General features: G+C 70.8%; 15 protein-coding genes, 1 pseudogene and 1 riboswitch. Of the genes and pseudogenes, 7 read left to right on the top strand and 9 right to left on the bottom strand.

What is annotated here, in order from left to right; all coding sequences use genetic code 11:
• Position 1 precedes the first annotated feature (1 nt).
• The gene (locus ACVNF4_RS10380; protein WP_461802432.1) at positions 2-991 is read right to left on the bottom strand and encodes an ACP S-malonyltransferase; all 990 of its coding nucleotides are present in this window, start codon (positions 989-991) and stop codon (positions 2-4) included.
• Between the two features lie 216 nt (positions 992-1,207).
• On the opposite strand from ACVNF4_RS10380, the gene ACVNF4_RS10385 reads away from it, so the two are divergent.
• A complete protein-coding gene (locus tag ACVNF4_RS10385) occupies positions 1,208-2,572 on the top strand; it encodes an FAD-binding protein (RefSeq protein ID WP_461802433.1) in 1,365 nt (454 codons plus the stop codon).
• A gap of 52 nt (positions 2,573-2,624) precedes the next feature.
• Positions 2,625-3,380 (top strand): decaprenylphospho-beta-D-erythro-pentofuranosid-2-ulose 2-reductase, encoded by a 756-nt coding sequence (locus ACVNF4_RS10390; protein WP_461802434.1) that lies wholly within the window; start codon positions 2,625-2,627, stop codon positions 3,378-3,380.
• A 2-nt stretch (positions 3,381-3,382) separates the two neighbouring features.
• Here the strand turns inward: ACVNF4_RS10390 and ACVNF4_RS10395 are convergent, their stop codons facing one another.
• From ACVNF4_RS10395 to ACVNF4_RS10420, 6 genes are all read right to left on the bottom strand, one after another.
• Positions 3,383-3,958, bottom strand: a complete 576-nt coding sequence (locus tag ACVNF4_RS10395) for a 2'-5' RNA ligase family protein (protein WP_461802435.1) — start codon at positions 3,956-3,958, stop codon at positions 3,383-3,385.
• Between the two features lie 167 nt (positions 3,959-4,125).
• On the bottom strand, positions 4,126-5,139 hold the full coding sequence (gene trpS, locus ACVNF4_RS10400) for a tryptophan--tRNA ligase (protein WP_461802436.1): 1,014 nt from the start codon (positions 5,137-5,139) through the stop codon (positions 4,126-4,128).
• Positions 5,140-5,845: 706 nt separating this feature from the next.
• Complete coding sequence (locus tag ACVNF4_RS10405; protein WP_461802437.1) at positions 5,846-7,291, bottom strand: glycine hydroxymethyltransferase; 1,446 nt, start codon at positions 7,289-7,291, stop codon at positions 5,846-5,848.
• Positions 7,292-7,328: 37 nt separating this feature from the next.
• Positions 7,329-7,416: riboswitch (ZMP/ZTP riboswitch) on the bottom strand.
• Positions 7,417-7,420: 4 nt separating this feature from the next.
• Complete coding sequence (locus ACVNF4_RS10410) at positions 7,421-7,609, bottom strand: hypothetical protein (RefSeq protein ID WP_461802438.1); 189 nt, start codon at positions 7,607-7,609, stop codon at positions 7,421-7,423.
• 78 nt (positions 7,610-7,687) lie between these two features.
• The gene (locus ACVNF4_RS10415; RefSeq protein WP_461802439.1) at positions 7,688-8,869 is read right to left on the bottom strand and encodes a glutathionylspermidine synthase family protein; all 1,182 of its coding nucleotides are present in this window, start codon (positions 8,867-8,869) and stop codon (positions 7,688-7,690) included.
• Between the two features lie 8 nt (positions 8,870-8,877).
• Positions 8,878-9,234, bottom strand: coding sequence for a hypothetical protein (locus tag ACVNF4_RS10420; RefSeq protein ID WP_461802440.1), 357 nt, complete (start codon positions 9,232-9,234; stop codon positions 8,878-8,880).
• Positions 9,235-9,360: 126 nt separating this feature from the next.
• Here ACVNF4_RS10420 and ACVNF4_RS10425 point away from each other — a divergent pair, with 126 nt between their 5' ends.
• The 3 genes from ACVNF4_RS10425 to ACVNF4_RS10435 are packed head-to-tail and all read left to right on the top strand — an operon-like array spanning position 9,361 to position 11,500.
• Positions 9,361-10,206, top strand: a complete 846-nt coding sequence (locus tag ACVNF4_RS10425) for a DMT family protein (RefSeq protein WP_461802446.1) — start codon at positions 9,361-9,363, stop codon at positions 10,204-10,206.
• Positions 10,207-10,217: 11 nt separating this feature from the next.
• The gene (locus ACVNF4_RS10430) at positions 10,218-11,015 is read left to right on the top strand and encodes a thymidylate synthase (protein WP_461802441.1); all 798 of its coding nucleotides are present in this window, start codon (positions 10,218-10,220) and stop codon (positions 11,013-11,015) included.
• A complete protein-coding gene (locus ACVNF4_RS10435) occupies positions 11,015-11,500 on the top strand; it encodes a dihydrofolate reductase (RefSeq protein WP_461802442.1) in 486 nt (161 codons plus the stop codon). Before ACVNF4_RS10430 ends, ACVNF4_RS10435 begins: the two co-directional genes overlap by 1 nt.
• Positions 11,501-11,555: 55 nt before the next feature.
• On the opposite strand, the pseudogene ACVNF4_RS10440 reads toward ACVNF4_RS10435, so the two are convergent.
• Both ACVNF4_RS10440 and ACVNF4_RS10445 read right to left on the bottom strand, forming a co-directional pair.
• Positions 11,556-11,690, bottom strand: a pseudogene (locus tag ACVNF4_RS10440) (DUF6087 family protein); the annotation flags it as partial.
• A 449-nt stretch (positions 11,691-12,139) separates the two neighbouring features.
• Positions 12,140-12,886 carry a GntR family transcriptional regulator gene (locus ACVNF4_RS10445; protein WP_461802443.1) on the bottom strand — a complete coding sequence of 249 codons (747 nt, stop codon included), beginning with the start codon at positions 12,884-12,886 and terminating at the stop codon, positions 12,140-12,142.
• 276 nt (positions 12,887-13,162) lie between these two features.
• Between ACVNF4_RS10445 and ACVNF4_RS10450 the strand changes: the two genes are divergently transcribed.
• Complete coding sequence (locus ACVNF4_RS10450) at positions 13,163-13,426, top strand: hypothetical protein (protein ID WP_461802444.1); 264 nt, start codon at positions 13,163-13,165, stop codon at positions 13,424-13,426.
• A 35-nt stretch (positions 13,427-13,461) separates the two neighbouring features.
• Positions 13,462-14,199, top strand: coding sequence for a DUF6415 family natural product biosynthesis protein (locus tag ACVNF4_RS10455; protein ID WP_461802445.1), 738 nt, complete (start codon positions 13,462-13,464; stop codon positions 14,197-14,199).
• Positions 14,200-14,880: the final 681 nt, after the last annotated feature.

Consider the following 14,880-nt stretch of genomic DNA (forward strand, 5'->3'; position numbering starts at 1 on the left):
CTCACCGCCCATTCGGCACCCCCGCCGCCCAGGCGAACCCGCCCATCGTCAACGGCGCCACCGCCGTCACGTCCCGCCCCGCGAACAACTCCCGTGCGCTGCGCGTCAACGCGCTCCCCGTACCGGCCTCCAGCACCACCGCCGGACCACCGCGCACCGCCTGCCGCAGCACCCCCGGCAACCGGGCCGGCCGGGTCAGCCCGTACGACAGGACCTCCCGCACGTCGTCGCCCTGCCGGTACGCCCGGCCCAACAGCGAGGAGTACACCGGCAGTCGGGCGGCGTCGACCCGCACGTCCCGGATGCTCTCGACGAACCGCCGTGCGTCGTCCTCCAGTTCGGGGTGATGGCACAGGAACGGCAGCCGGAGCCGGACGACCGGCAGGGCGAGCCCGAGGAGGAGCTGCTCGGCGAGGCCGACGGTGTCGGACGGGCCGGTGAGGACGACCCGGCGGTCGTCGTTGACGCAGGCCAGCACGAGGCCGGGGAGGTGCAGGGCGGCCAGCAGCCGGTACGCCTCGGCCTCCGGGCCGTCGTCCGCCGCCGGGGGCTCCACCAGGAGCATCCCGCCGGGGTGGCCCCTCAGCGCGCGGGCCACCAGGCAGGCGATCCGGGTGCCGTCCGCGACGTCCAGCACCCCCGCCGCCACGCAGGCCGCGATGTCGCCGAAGCTCATCCCGACCACCCGGTCCGGGGCGAACCCCGAACGGCACAGCGCCCGGTGCACGGCCACCGAACACGCGAACAGCGCGTACTGCGGCGTCCCCACCGGCCCGTCCGCCAGCTCCCGGGAACTTCTCAACTCCCCGCTCAGCAGCCGCGAGACGACCGGCCCCACCCCGAACTCCCGCGCCACCGGGTCGCCTTCGGCGGCGACCTCCTGCAACGCCTCCTCCACGACGTCCTGCGCGTCCAGCACCCCCACCAGCGGCGCCAGCGAGAAGTCCCCCTGCCCCGCGAACGCATGGACCACCAACCGATCGTTCCCCACGGCGACTCCCGAACTCGGCCGACCCGGCTGCCCTCACTCGCCCCCACGCAAGCACACGCCGTCCGCACGACGGCAGAGCGCGCGGCGGCACAGGGGAGCGACGCGGGCGCGCACACCGGGGGTGGAGACCCATTTATCACCCATTTCGGGGAGTGGATTTGATGTTGACGAGGTTTCAGGACTAAACGCCCGCAAAGGGGCGCTACGGTCGCCGACATGCCTGCCGAGACCGCTTCCGTCACCGGAGTTTCCGTCACCGGATGGGGCCGCACCGCTCCCTCCACGGCCCGCCTGATCCGCCCAGGGACGTACGAGGAGGCCGTCGCGGCCGTCCGGGGCTGCGGGGCCCGGGGAGGGATCCCCCGGGGCCTGGGACGGGCGTACGGGGACGCGGCGCAGAACGCGGGCGGCGCCGTCTGGGACATGACCGGCCTCGACAAGGTGCACGCGATCGACGCCTCCGAGGGGATCGTCCTGTGCGACGCGGGCGTCTCCCTGCACCGCCTGATGGAGGTCCTGCTCCCGTTGGGCTGGTTCGTGCCGGTCACCCCGGGGACCCGGTACGTCACCGTCGGGGGCGCGATCGGCGCCGACATCCACGGCAAGAACCACCACGCGTCCGGCTCCTTCGCCCGGCACGTCCCCTCGTTCGAGCTCCTCACCGCCGACGGCACGGTCCGCACCGTCCGCCAGGGCACCCCCCTGTTCGACGCGACCGCCGGGGGCATGGGCCTGACCGGCGTGATCCTCACCGCGCGCGTGCGCCTGCTGCCCGTCGAGACGTCCCTGATGGCCGTCGACACGGAACGCGCCGCCGACCTCGACGACCTGATGGCCAAGCTGACGGAGAGCGACCGGCACCACCGGTACTCCGTCGCCTGGATCGACCTCCTCGCGCGCGGGACGTCCACCGGCCGAGCCGTCCTCACGCGCGGCGACCACGCACCCCTGGACGCCCTCTCCGCACGCGCGCGCACGCACCCCCTCGCGTTTCGCCCCCCGACGCTCCCCGCCGCTCCCGCCTTCCTCCCCGGCGGCCTGCTGACCCGCACGACCGTCGGCGCCTTCAACGAGCTCTGGTACCGGCGGGCCCCCCGCACGCGTGCCGGTGAACTCCAGCGGATCTCCACGTTCTTCCACCCCCTGGACGGCGTTCCGCACTGGAACCGGATCTACGGGCGGGCCGGGTTCGTGCAGTACCAGTTCGTCGTCGGGCACGGGCAGGAGGAGGCGCTGCGGCGGATCGTCCGGCGGATCTCCGAGCGGCGCTGCCCGTCGTTCCTCGCGGTCCTCAAGCGGTTCGGGGACGGCGACCCCGGGTGGCTGTCCTTCCCCCGCCCCGGCTGGACCCTCGCGCTCGACATCCCCGCCGCCCTGCCCGGCCTCGCGGGCTTCCTGGACGAGCTGGACGACGAGGTCGCCGGCGCGGGCGGGCGCGTGTACCTCGCCAAGGACTCCCGGCTGCGGCCGGAGCTGCTGGCGGCGATGTACGCGCGCGTGGACGATTTCCGCGAACTGCGCGCCCAGCTCGACCCGCGCGGGGTGTTCGTGTCCGACCTCGCGCGCCGACTGTCCCTCTAAAAATGAGACTCAGTTAAAAACAAGTCACGGTGAAATCTGAAACGGAGTCACGGTGAAAGACGCCTTCGGCCTCCCCCAGTCCCTCCTGATCCTCGGCGGCACCTCCGAGATCGCCCTCGCCACCGCCCGCCGCCTCATCGCCCGCCGCACCCGCACGGTATGGCTCGCCGGCCGCCCCTCCCCCGCGCTGGAGAACGCCGCCACCGGACTGCGAAAGCTCGGCGCGGACGTCCGTACGGTCGCCTTCGACGCGCTCGACGCCGAGTCCCACGAGACGGCGCTCGGGAAGGTCTTCGCGGAGGGGGACATCGACGTCGTCCTCCTCGCGTTCGGCGTCCTCGGGGACCAGGCGCAGGACGAGCGCGAGCCCCTCGCCGCCGCGCGCGTGGCGCAGACGAACTACACCGGGGCCGTCTCCTCCGGCCTCGTCGCCGCCCGCGCGCTCCAGACGCAGGGCCACGGGTCGCTCGTCGTGCTCTCCTCCGTCGCCGGGGAACGCGCCCGGCGCGCGAACTTCATCTACGGCTCCAGCAAGGCCGGCCTCGACGCGTTCGCCCAGGGCCTCGGCGACGCCCTCCACGGCACCGGCGTGCACGTCATGGTCGTCCGCCCCGGGTTCGTGCGGACGAAGATGACGGCGGGCCTCCCGGAGGCGCCCCTCGCCACCACGCCCGAGGCGGTCGCGACGGCCATCGAGGTGGGCCTGCGGCGGCGGGCGGAGACGGTGTGGGTGCCGGGGGTGCTGCGGGTGGTGATGTCGGCGCTGCGGCATGTGCCGCGGGGGGTGTTCCGGAGGCTGCCGGTGTAGGTCTACAGGCTGGGGACCGAGTCCACCGGCGCCGACGCCTGCGGCGGGACCGTCGCGGTGCCGAACGGGTACTCCCGCAGGGTCCGCCAGACACCGTCGGGGCCCTGCGCGTAGAGGGAGAAGCCCGTGCAGGACCACTCGGCCTCGTAGCCGGACAGCTCCTCGAACGCGCGGTCCATCGCGGGGTCGTCGATGCCGTGGGCGACCGTCACGTGCGGGTGGTACGGGAACTGGAGTTCGCGGGCGACCGGCCCGGACGCGTCACGGACCTGGTGCTGGAGGCGGGCGCACTCCTCGACACCCTCGACGACCCGGACGTAGACCACCGGGGAGAGCGGGCGGAACGTGCCGGTCCCGGACAGGCGCATCGGGAACGGGCGGCCCGCGCGGGCGACGTCCGTCAGGTACGCCTGGACCGCCGGGAGCGCGTCACCGTCGACCTCCGTCGGCGGCACCAGAGTGACGTGCGTGGGGATGCCGTGCGCGGCGGCGTCGCCGAAGCTCGCGCGCAGCTCCTGGAGCAGGCTGCCGTGAGGCTCCGGGACCGCGATCGACACGCCGATCGTTACGGTCCCCACGTCGTCTCCTGTCGTCTGGTTGTGCTGCCGGTGTCCGTGCCGTCCGGCTATCGACTGTACGGCCACGGCCCGCGTACGGGCAGGCGTGGCCGGAGTGATGTGCAGCGCTCTTGACCGGCGGACGCCGGTGACGGTCCTGTGCGCGCGGGCGCTCAGCGCTTCGCGGGTCAGTGCTTCGCGGGGAGGAAACCCACCCGGTCGTAGGTGGCGGCGAGGGTCTCGGCGGCCACGGAACGCGCCTTCTCCGCGCCCTTCGCGAGGATCGCGTCCAGCGTCTCCGGGTCGTCCAGGTACTGCTGCGTGCGCTCCCTGAAGGGGGTCACGAAATCTACGACGATGTCCGCGAGGTCCGTCTTGAGAGCGCCGTACATCTTGCCCTCGTACTCCGCCTCCAGCTCGGCGATGCTCTTGCCGGTCAGCGTCGAGTGGATGGTGAGCAGGTTGCTGACGCCGGGCTTGTTCACGGTGTCGAAGCGGACGACCGTCTCCGTGTCGGTGACGGCGCTCTTGACCTTCTTCGCGGTCGCCTTCGGCTCGTCGAGGAGGTTGATGAGACCCTTCGGCGTGGACGCCGACTTGCTCATCTTGACCGCCGGGTCCTGAAGGTCGTAGATCTTCGCCGTCTCCTTCAGGATGTACGGCTTCGGAATCGTGAACGTCTCCCCGAACCGGCCGTTGAACCGCTCCGCGAGGTCACGCGTCAGCTCGATGTGCTGCCGCTGGTCCTCACCGACCGGCACCTCGTTCGCCTGGTACAGCAGGATGTCCGCGACCTGGAGGATCGGGTACGTGAACAGTCCGACACTCGCGCTCTCCGCGCCCTGCCGCGCCGACTTGTCCTTGAACTGCGTCATCCTCGACGCCTCGCCGAACCCCGTCAGGCAGTTCATCACCCACGCGAGCTGCGCGTGCTCCGGGACGTGGCTCTGCACGAACAGCGTGCAGCGTTCCGGGTCCAGCCCCGCCGCGAGCAGCTGCGCCACCGCGAGCCGAGTGTTCGACCGCAACTCCGCCGGGTCCTGCGGGATCGTGATCGCGTGCAGGTCTACGACCATGTAGAACGCGTCGTGCGACTCCTGGAGCGCCACCCACTGACGGACGGCACCCAGGTAGTTGCCCAGGTGGAACGAGCCGGCGGTGGGCTGGATGCCGGAGAGTACGCGGGGGCGAGCAGAGGCCATGGGGTCATTGTCTCAGGTCTTGGGGGGCGGTTGGGAACGGGTGGGGTTGGGGGGCCGGCGTTGAGGGGTTTGGTTTTTTGTGGGCGTTGGTTGTCGGGCTGGCGCGCGGGGCTGTGACATTGGCTCTCTCGCCTACGGGGCGCCCAAGTCGGTGTCGAGGACACGACCGTGCTCAGCCCTTCGGGCCTCCGCGCGCCCGCGCCCTCGACACCGACGCGCCCCTTCGGCTCCTTCGCGGCCGGTGGCCGGAGAGGGTGGCTGAGTTGGTGGGCACTCAACCGGCGTTCGTGGAGATTGGGCGCGCGGTGCTGGAAGAAGGCCCGGCGTTCGGGGATGCGGGCGCGCGGTGCTGGAAGAGGGCCCGGCGTTCGGGGGTGCGAGTGCGCGGTGTTGGAGGAGGGCCCGGTGTTTGAGGGTGCGGGCGCGCGACGATGGCGGCGCAGCCGCCTCCTTAGGGGCGCGGGGAACTGCGCGAACAACCACAACAAGCCCGCAGCCGCCCACCCACCAAAACCACCCGAGCCAGTGGGCGCATACCCGGCGCCGAGGAAGCCTGAACACGAGTACGCGGCCATGGCGGCGCAGCCGCCTCCTTAGGGGCGCGGGGAACTGCGCGAACAACCACAACGAACCCGCAGCCGCCCACCCACCAAAACCACCCGACCCAGTGGGCACTCACCCAGCGTCGGGTGGTCTTGTGGCCGGCTCAGCCGAGGTCGATCTCCGGGTACAGGGGGAAGCCCTGGACCAGATCCGTCGCTCGCTGGGCGATTTCCTGGGACACCTTCTCGTCCAGGACGTGGGCCGCCTTCGAAGGCGCCCCCGACTTCGTCGTCCCCGCCTCCGTCGCCGTCAGGACTCGGTCGATCAGGCCCGCCACCTCGTCCATCTCGCCCACGCCCAGACCACGCGTCGTCAGTGCCGGGGTACCGATGCGGATGCCGGACGTGTACCAGGCGCCGTTGGGGTCGGCGGGGATGGCGTTGCGGTTGGTGACGATGCCGGAGTCGAGGAGGGCCGACTCCGCCTGGCGGCCGGTGAGACCGTAGGACGTGGCGACGTCGATGAGGTTGAGGTGGTTGTCCGTGCCGCCGGTCACCAGGGTGGCACCCCTCCGCATCAGGCCCTCGGCCAGCGCGCGGGAGTTGTCGACGATGCGCTGGGCGTAGTCCTGGAAGGAGGGCCGGCGGGCCTCGGCCAGGGCGACGGCCTTGGCGGCCATGACGTGGGGCAGCGGGCCGCCGAGGACCATCGGGCAACCCCGGTCGACCTGGTCCTTGAGGGAGTCGTCGCACAGGACCATGCCGCCGCGCGGGCCGCGCAGGGACTTGTGGGTCGTGGTCGTGACGATCTGGGCGTGCGGGACGGGGTCGAAGTCGCCGGTGAGAACCTTGCCCGCGACGAGGCCCGCGAAGTGCGCCATGTCGACCATGAGGGTCGCGCCGACCTCGTCCGCGATCTCCCGCATGAGGCGGAAGTTCACGAGGCGCGGGTACGCGGAGTACCCGGCGACGAGGATGAGCGGCTTGAACTCGCGGGCCTGGGCGCGCAGGGCGTCGTAGTCGATGAGGCCGGTCGCCGGGTCGGTGCCGTAGGAGCGCTGGTGGAACATCTTGCCGGAGATGTTGGGGCGGAAGCCGTGGGTGAGGTGGCCGCCCGCGTCCAGGGACATGCCGAGCATCCGCTGGTTGCCGAAGGCCTGCCGCAGCTCGGCCCAGTCCGCCTCGGAGAGGTCGTTGATCTGGCGGACGCCGGTCTTCTCCAGGAACGGCGCCTCGACGCGGTCCGCGAGGACGGCCCAGAAGGCGACGAGGTTCGCGTCGATCCCGGAGTGCGGCTGGACGTACGCGTGCCGGGCGCCGAACAGCTCGCGGGCGTGCTCGGCGGCGAGCGACTCGACGGTGTCGACGTTGCGGCACCCGGCGTAGAAGCGGCGGCCGACCGTGCCCTCGGCGTACTTGTCGCTGAACCAGTTCCCCATGGCCAGGAGGGTCGCCGGGGAGGCGTAGTTCTCGGACGCGATCAGCTTGAGCATCTCGCGCTGGTCGTGGACCTCCTGGCCGATCGCGTCGGCCACGCGCGGCTCCACCGCGCGGATGACGTCGAGGGCCGCGCGGAACGCGGTGGACTGGGTGGAGAGGGGCTCGGACATGAGACCTCCGGACGTAGGGCTACGGCGTTCGGTGTTCAGGTTCGGCCCAGGCGCACGGCACTGGTGATTCCGGGCCGCTCCCCGATGGTCCGTCCCATCCCAGCGCGCCAGTCACGGCCCTCGGCCAGCCTACCCGGTGGCCTCGATCCGCCAGTGGCCCACTTCGCGGTGAACAGAGTCATAGATGGCGGACCCGTCGCCGGGTTTCAGGTCGTAGTGGTGGAGGTTTCCGCCCCAGTAGCGCAGGGCCCGGCCGAGTTCTTCGGCTGGGCGTTCGGGGTCGACGGTCACTTCGAGCACGAATTTCGCGGTCGTCATGGCTTCTATGGTTTCACTGACCTACCCTGTGAGACTTTTCGGCGAACGTTCCTGGTCGATCGCCGAAAAGTCTCAAACTCACCGGATGACGTGCGGCACGAACCTCGCGTACTCGTCCGTCACCAGCCCCGCCGACTCCCGCATCCCGAGCCCCGCCGCCTCCCCCTCGACGGTCCACGCCCCCAGCACGACGTGGTTCCCGTCGAAGGCGGGCAGGGGGGCCAGTTGCTGATAGCAGCAGGGTTCGTCGCGGACGACGACGGCGGCGCCGGCCGGGTGGACGACGACCCCGGCGCCCTCGCGGCCCAGGAGCGGCTTGGAGACGTACCCGGCGTCGGCCAGTTCGCGGGGGCCGTCGAGGAAGGCGGGGAGGAGGTTGGGGTGGCCGGGATACAGCTCCCAGAGGATCGCCAGCAGCGCCTTGTTGCTGAGGAGCATCTTCCAGGCGGGCTCGATCCACAGGGTGGTGCCGGTGCCGCCGCCGTTGTCGAGGGTGTCGAGGACGTGCTCGCCGAAGCGGTCGGTGGTGAGCCACTCCCAGGGGTAGAGCTTGAAGCAGCTGCGGATGAACCTGAGTTTGTTGTCGACGAACCTGCCGGAGAGGCGGTCGAAGCCGATGTCCTCGACGGGGATCCAGTCCGTGTCGATCCCCGCCTGTTCCGCCGTCTCCTTGAGGTAGGCGACGGTCATCAGGTCCTCGCCGAGTTCGTCGGCGGTGGAGTGCGCGAAGTACAGGGGGCTGCCGGGCGGCAGCAGAGCGCCCTGTCTCTTCCAGGCGGCGACGAGGCGTTCGTGGAGGGAGTTCCACTGGTCGGCGCCGGGGAAGCGGTCCTCCATCCAGAACCACTGGGGGGACGCCGCCTCGACCAGCGAGGTGGGGGTGTCGGCGTTGTACTCCAGCAGCTTCGCCGGGCCGGTGCCGTCGTAGCGCAGGTCGAACCGGCCGTAGAGGGAAGGGAGTTCGGCGCGGCGGTGCCAGGACTCGGTGACGGCGGCCACGGTCCGGGGGTCGGTGATGCCGAGGTCGGTGAAGCGGTGCGCGCGGACGATGTGGTCGGCCGCCGCGAGGCACATGCGGTGCAGGTCCTCGACGGTCTCCTCCAGGGTCTCGACCTCGTCGAGGGTGAAGGAGTAGTAGGCGCTCTCGTCCCAGTAGGGGCGCAGTTCGCCGTCCGCGTGCCGGGAGAGGGGGTAGATCAGCCCCTGCTCCTCCACGGTCCGCTGCCAGTGGGGGCGGGGTTCGATGGTGTGGCGTATCACGGCGCGGCTCAGCCGCCGGAGCTGCCGTGGCCGCCGTCGCTGCCGCCGAACCCGCCCCGGTCGACGCCGCTGCCGCCGCTCGTGCTCGAACTCCCCGACCCCGAACGGGAGTTGCTGAAGGAGCCGTCCTTCACCCACGAGCCGTTCTTCGTGCCGCCGTGGTACCAGGACGACACCGTGGTGCTCTTGGACGACTTGCAGTTCCGGTCGGAGACGATCTTGTAGCCCTTCGCCGCGTTGTAGCTGTTGCGGTCGACGCAGCGTTTGTCCGCGTCGGAGGAGCAGGCGGTGAGGGCCACCGCGAGGATGCCGACGCCGCCGAGGACGACCGTGCCCGAGCGAAGCCTTCTGGGTGTGTCCGCCATGTCCATGTCTCCCCGTGTCGCTTTTTAGGTCATGCGTTCGGTCACCAGCCTAGAGATCGGTGAGAGTCCGTGTACGGCAGCCCCCGGCACCGCCCCCTCCCCTACAGTCCGTTTGTGATGTTCGGCATGGTGTGTGCGCTGGCGGCGGCGGTCTGTTTCGGTACGGCGACGGTGTGGCAGGCGGTGGCCACGAGGGAAGCGGCGGCCGGCGGGCCGGGCGGCGGGGAGGCCGCGCTGCTGCTGCGGGCCGTCCGGCAGTGGCGGTACGTCGCGGGGCTCGGCCTCGACGGGCTGGGGTTCGTGTTCCAGGTGCTCGCGCTCAGGTCGGTGCCGATCTACGCGGTCGGCGCGGCGCTCGCGGCGAGCCTCGCGGTGACGGCGGTGGTGGCGGCGCGGATGCTGCGGGTGCGGCTGAGCCGGACGGAGTGGACGGCCGTCGCGGTGGTGTGCGCGGGGCTCGCGATGCTGGGGCTGGCCTCCGGCGAGGAGGGCACGCGGCACGGGTCGGACGCGTTGAGGTGGACGGTGCTCGGTGCCGCCGTCTGCATTCTGCTGCTCGGGTTCTGCGGTGGGCGGCTGCCGGAGCGGGGGCGGGCGCTCACGCTGGGGCTCGGCGCCGGGTTCGGGTTCGGGGTGGTGGAGGTGGGGGTGCGGCTGATCGACTCGCTGCGGCCGGTGCCGCTGCTGGGCAACCCGGCGTCGTACCCGGTGCTGGTGGGTGGGGGTGCGGCCTTTCTGCTGCTCACCTCCGCGATCCAGCGGGGGTCGGTGACCGCCGCGACGGCCGGGATGGTGATCGGGGAGACCGTCGGACCGGCCGCCGTGGGGGTGATCTGGCTCGGGGACCGGACGCGGGAGGGGCTCGCGTGGCTCGCCGTGCTGGGGTTCGCGGTGGCGGTGGTGGGGGCGCTGGCGCTGGCGCGGTTCGGGGAGGCGCCGCAGGAGGCGACCGCTTCACAGGCGTCCCAGTAGACTCGGCCGACGTGGCGGACACCCAGTACGAAGACCTGTTGCGACGCGTGCTCGACTCCGGGACGGCCAAGGCCGACCGGACGGGCACCGGTACCCGGAGTGTCTTCGGGCACCAACTGCGCTACGACCTCTCCCAGGGGTTCCCGCTGGTCACCACGAAGAAGGTGCACCTCAAGTCGATCGTCTACGAGCTGCTGTGGTTCCTGCGCGGCGACTCGAACGTGAAGTGGCTCCAGGACAACGGCGTCACGATCTGGGACGAGTGGGCGGACGCCGACGGCGAACTGGGTCCCGTGTACGGCGTCCAGTGGCGCTCCTGGCCGACGCCGGACGGGCAGCACATCGACCAGCTGAGCGAGGTCCTGGAGACCCTGCGCCGCGACCCCGACTCCCGCCGGATGATCGTCTCCGCGTGGAACGTCGCCCAGCTCCCCGAGATGGCGCTCGCCCCCTGCCACGCGTTCTTCCAGTTCTACGTCGCCGACGGCAAGCTCTCCTGCCAGCTGTACCAGCGCAGCGCCGACCTGTTCCTCGGCGTCCCCTTCAACATCGCCAGCTACGCGCTGCTGACGCACATGGTCGCCGCGCAGACCGGCCTCGAACCAGGCGACTTCATCTGGACCGGCGGGGACTGCCACATCTACGACAACCACGTCGACCAGGTGACGCAACAGCTCTCCCGCACACCGCTGGACTTCCCTCGCTTGAAGCTGCACGAGGCGGCGTCCCTCTTCGACTACACGTACGACGACGTCGAGGTGGTCGACTACCAGCACCACCCCGCCATCAAGGCCCCGGTGGCCGTCTGATGACCGTCGGCCTCATCTGGGCACAGACCCTGAACGGCGTCATCGGCGCCGCCGGCACGATCCCCTGGCGCATCCCCGAGGACATGGCCCACTTCAAGGCGACCACCCTGGGCCACCCGGTGGTGATGGGCCGCCGCACCTGGGACTCCGTCCCTCCCCGCTTCCGCCCCCTCCCGGGCCGCCGCAACATCGTCATCACCCGCGACCCCTCCTGGACGTCCGACGGCGCCGACCGCGTGGGTTCGGTACCGGAGGCGCTCCAGGTCGCCGGGGACGAGGTGTGGGTCATCGGCGGCGGCGAGATCTACCTGTCCGCCCTGGAGTACGCCACCACCCTGTCCGTCACGGAGATCGACACGGAACTCCCAGGCGACACGTACGCGCCCGACCTGGACGAGTCGTGGCAGGTCACGCGGGACGGCGAGTGGCTGACGTCCACGTCCGGACTGCGGTACCGGATCAGGGAGTTCGGCCGCCGGGGGTGATGGGCGGGGTGGGGTGCGGGCGGTTCGCGGGGCACTGGACTGCCGCAATGTGCCGTCACGCTGTCGGCTCATCGCCGGATGTCCGTCCGTTCACCCACTGCTGAGCCTCCGCGAGGTTCACGGCGGTGCCCGCAGGTCCGTACGAGAACCCGTTCCACTCCTCCAGCGCCCTCGGCTCATCGGGCCGGAGGTGACCGCCGCCGCCGTGGAGCGGGCGGTGCCGACGTCAGATGTCCAGCGGCGGGCGGCGCCGTTTGTGGTACGCCGCCAGTGGATCGTCGGCGTCGATGTGCGGGACCGCGCGAGACGGCCGGTTCGGGGGTCCGGGTCGGGAGTGCTTGCCCATGCGCTCGATGGTCTCAGGCGGCGACAGTGGTGGGCCGGGTCTCGGAAATGCCGACCCGGCCGGTCTCGATGCGGTCGAGTTTTGCTGGAACCCATCCCAGTACGCGAGCTACCGCGTCCCGCGTTCCGTGTACTCCATCCTCGTGTCGTGCGTCAGCGCTGTCGACGGCGACCATGGTCGGGGCGGCAGCGTCATGTTCCTGTCCGGCGTCCCACATGAGCGTGCCGGGGATCTGCGGGAAGCGCGACGGCCCTCCATCGCCGACGATGCAGGGCCGTACGTTGTTCTCGCCCTCACGAAACGTCGGGAGCCGCCTCGACGCTGTACTCGTAGCCGATGGCCAGCCGGTACGGCAGGCACCATTCGCCGTACTCGATCACTCCCTGGTCGTCCCAGAGCCGGTGGACGCCGGCCAGGATGGGGGAACCGGTGCGCAGTCCGAGGAAGCCCGCTTCGCGTGCGTCGGCGTCGCGGCCGTGGATGTCGTCGCGTCCTGCGGTCACCTGCCTGCCAGTGGCCTGCTGGATCTTCAGGAGCAGTCCGGGGGAGGAGGTCCGTGATGTGGAGAGCAGTTCGGGGACGGCGGCGGCGAAGTGAGCCGGGTGCCAGGTGACGAAGAGGCCGGTGCGCTGCGAGCCCTTGCCGGTGTGCCACTGACGGCGTACGACCTGGTCGCCGTCGTCCAGGTCGAAGATCTCGGCGACGTACTGGGGTGGTTTGATCAGTTCCGCGGTCGTCACGATCATCGTCTCGCCCTCGGCGAGCACGGAGCCGGTGCGCAGGACGCGGGTGATGCGGTCATAGCCGGAGGGGGCGACTTCGGGGGCGTTGGCGACGAAGGTTCCGCGTCGCGATGTGGTGATGTAGCCCTCGACCTGGAGCTGATCGAGGGAGCGGCCGAGGGTGGCGATGGACACGCCCTCGCTCTTGGCGAGTTCCCTTACGGGCGGGAGTTTCTCGCCTTCTTTCAGGGCTCCGTCGAGGATGCGGCGGCGGATGCGTTCGGCGACTTGCATGTAGGGGTGGTTGGCGTCCGGCATGGCGTCTCCCGGGGTGGTGTCCTAGGGCACGGATTACTGTACTAGGACATGAGTAACCCATTCAGGGGAGTTGTCGAGCTTCACTGGTGCCACTGCCCTAGGACACGCTACTTTCTGTCCTAGGACACGCGTCGAACCCCCGCGACGGGCGAACGTCCGGGGGCATGGCCGACGCCTGGTTAGGAGTGCCGACATGCAGGACCATATCCGCTGTATTGCCGCCTGGCTGCTGGGTGTACCGAGGCCCGGTTCCGTCCTCGCGGAAGGGGTGGCCTGATGGGTGCGCAGAGGTCCGCCCCGGAGGGTGCGGAAGAGGGTGCGGCGATGGCCGTGCGCGTCGGGGACGTGGTGCGGGACACCGGCAGGGACAAGGTGGGTGAGGTGATGGGGCTCGTGGGCCCGTGCGTGCAGGTGCGTCCGGTCGGGGGCGGTGTCGAGTGGGACGCGCGTCCGGAGCTGCTGCGGTCGGTGTCGGCGGTGGAGGCGTTGAGCGCGAACATGTCGGTGGCCAACGCGCGGTCGAGGGGAGAGCGGCTGTGAGCGGGTTCGATTCCCTTCCGGTCGATGCGGAGACCATGCGTACGACCACGGCGCGGGTACTCATGGACGGTGTCGGGCTGCCGACCGCCGATGAGCTGGAAACCTTGATCCTGATGTACCGGGGGCATCTGATGGTGCTGATCCCGGAGATCGGGCGAGTGGCGCTCGGGCGTCCCGAGGGGGATACCGACGTGGTGACCGCGTGGGCCGGTGTCGGGGAGGCGCGGCAGCGGTTGGACGCGGTGGAGGACGGGGCGTTTCCCCACGAGTTGGCGCACGCGCGGCGTCTGGCCCGGTCGGTCCTCTGTCTCCTCGGGCACCTGGAGAGTCTGCGCGGTCACCGTGAAACGTTCGCCGCCTACCACTACCCGACCACCAAACTCGCCCCCACCCGAGCCCGAACCGACTGCCGCAAGTTCCTCCTCGCCTGCGGCATCCCCGTGGACGACGACTTCGCCGAAGAATTCACGCTGGTGGTCGGCGAGTTGGTCACCAACGCCGTCACCCACGGACGGGTCCCCGGCACGACGGGCCGTCAGGTCCGCCTGACGATCGCCCGTACCGACGCGGTCTTCCGAGTCGAGGTCCAGGACACCCAGAGCGACAGGATGCCGCAGCTCAAGAAGGCCGGCATCGAGGAGGGCGGGGGGCGAGGGCTCGCCCTCGTGGATGCGTTGGTCGGCACCTGGGGCGTCGTCAGCGAGGTGATCGGCAAGACCGTGTGGGCCGAGAAGACCCTCCCCGCGCAGAAGCCCGCCCCGGCACTCTCGTAGCCCCCTGCCGCGCACGTACCCCGACACCGAGCGGCAGGACAGAGGCTCCCGAGCACCCCCTCCTCACCCGGTACGAGCCTCCGCCGACGCCCGGGCCTCGGGTAGATCGCCCCGCCCGGGTGTCGGCGTCACGTCCTCACGACAGCAATGGAGTTGCACCTGTGAGACACCTCGTCCGTCATCTGCTGGCCAAGCTGCCCTACCCGCGACGCCCTCGTCCTGCCCCCTATGTCCATGACCCGTACGTCTCCCCATTTCCTCTACTGGCCTCCCCGCACCGCCCTCTCCCCATCCCAGGCCACTCCGCGTTGTCGCCTCACCCACAGATAGACAGCCCGCCCTGCGGAGACCCTGTGTGCCATGGCGGAGACCACAACAGCGGTACGGACCAGAGACGCACCGCGAACTGACTCCGGCGCCCCGACAGACGACCCCGCCCGCCGAGTCCGTTCCCCCGCCGACCGACGGGCGGGGTCTTTACTCAACAGAAAGGATCACCCCGTGGTGGTGAAAGTGCCGGTGTGCACCGGGATTGGCACTCTGTCCCTGGACGAGCTTCGCACTGCCCTGGAGGAGGGATCAGTAATCCGGTCGCCTGACGGCGACACCCTGTGTGCGTGAAAATCGGTGTGTGGTCGTCCGGCGGACGTCGTGTCGCCTTGGCGCGTTCCGAGCCCGTGG

This window comes from Streptomyces sp. S6 (assembly GCF_054880855.1).

Bases quoted from the DNA above. Each gene is read 5' to 3' on its own strand.
- trpS (WP_461802436.1), bottom strand. From the start codon at position 5,139: ATGGCCTCTGCTCGCCCCCGCGTACTCTCCGGCATCCAGCCCACCGCC.
- ACVNF4_RS10385 (WP_461802433.1), top strand. From the start codon at position 1,208: ATGCCTGCCGAGACCGCTTCCGTCACCGGAGTTTCCGTCACCGGATGG.
- ACVNF4_RS10410 (WP_461802438.1), bottom strand. From the start codon at position 7,609: ATGACGACCGCGAAATTCGTGCTCGAAGTGACCGTCGACCCCGAACGC.
- ACVNF4_RS10450 (WP_461802444.1), top strand. From the start codon at position 13,163: ATGGGTGCGCAGAGGTCCGCCCCGGAGGGTGCGGAAGAGGGTGCGGCG.
- ACVNF4_RS10420 (WP_461802440.1), bottom strand. From the start codon at position 9,234: ATGGCGGACACACCCAGAAGGCTTCGCTCGGGCACGGTCGTCCTCGGC.
- ACVNF4_RS10455 (WP_461802445.1), top strand. From the start codon at position 13,462: ATGCGTACGACCACGGCGCGGGTACTCATGGACGGTGTCGGGCTGCCG.
- ACVNF4_RS10445 (WP_461802443.1), bottom strand. From the start codon at position 12,886: ATGCCGGACGCCAACCACCCCTACATGCAAGTCGCCGAACGCATCCGC.
- ACVNF4_RS10425 (WP_461802446.1), top strand. From the start codon at position 9,361: ATGGTGTGTGCGCTGGCGGCGGCGGTCTGTTTCGGTACGGCGACGGTG.
- ACVNF4_RS10405 (WP_461802437.1), bottom strand. From the start codon at position 7,291: ATGTCCGAGCCCCTCTCCACCCAGTCCACCGCGTTCCGCGCGGCCCTC.
- ACVNF4_RS10435 (WP_461802442.1), top strand. From the start codon at position 11,015: ATGACCGTCGGCCTCATCTGGGCACAGACCCTGAACGGCGTCATCGGC.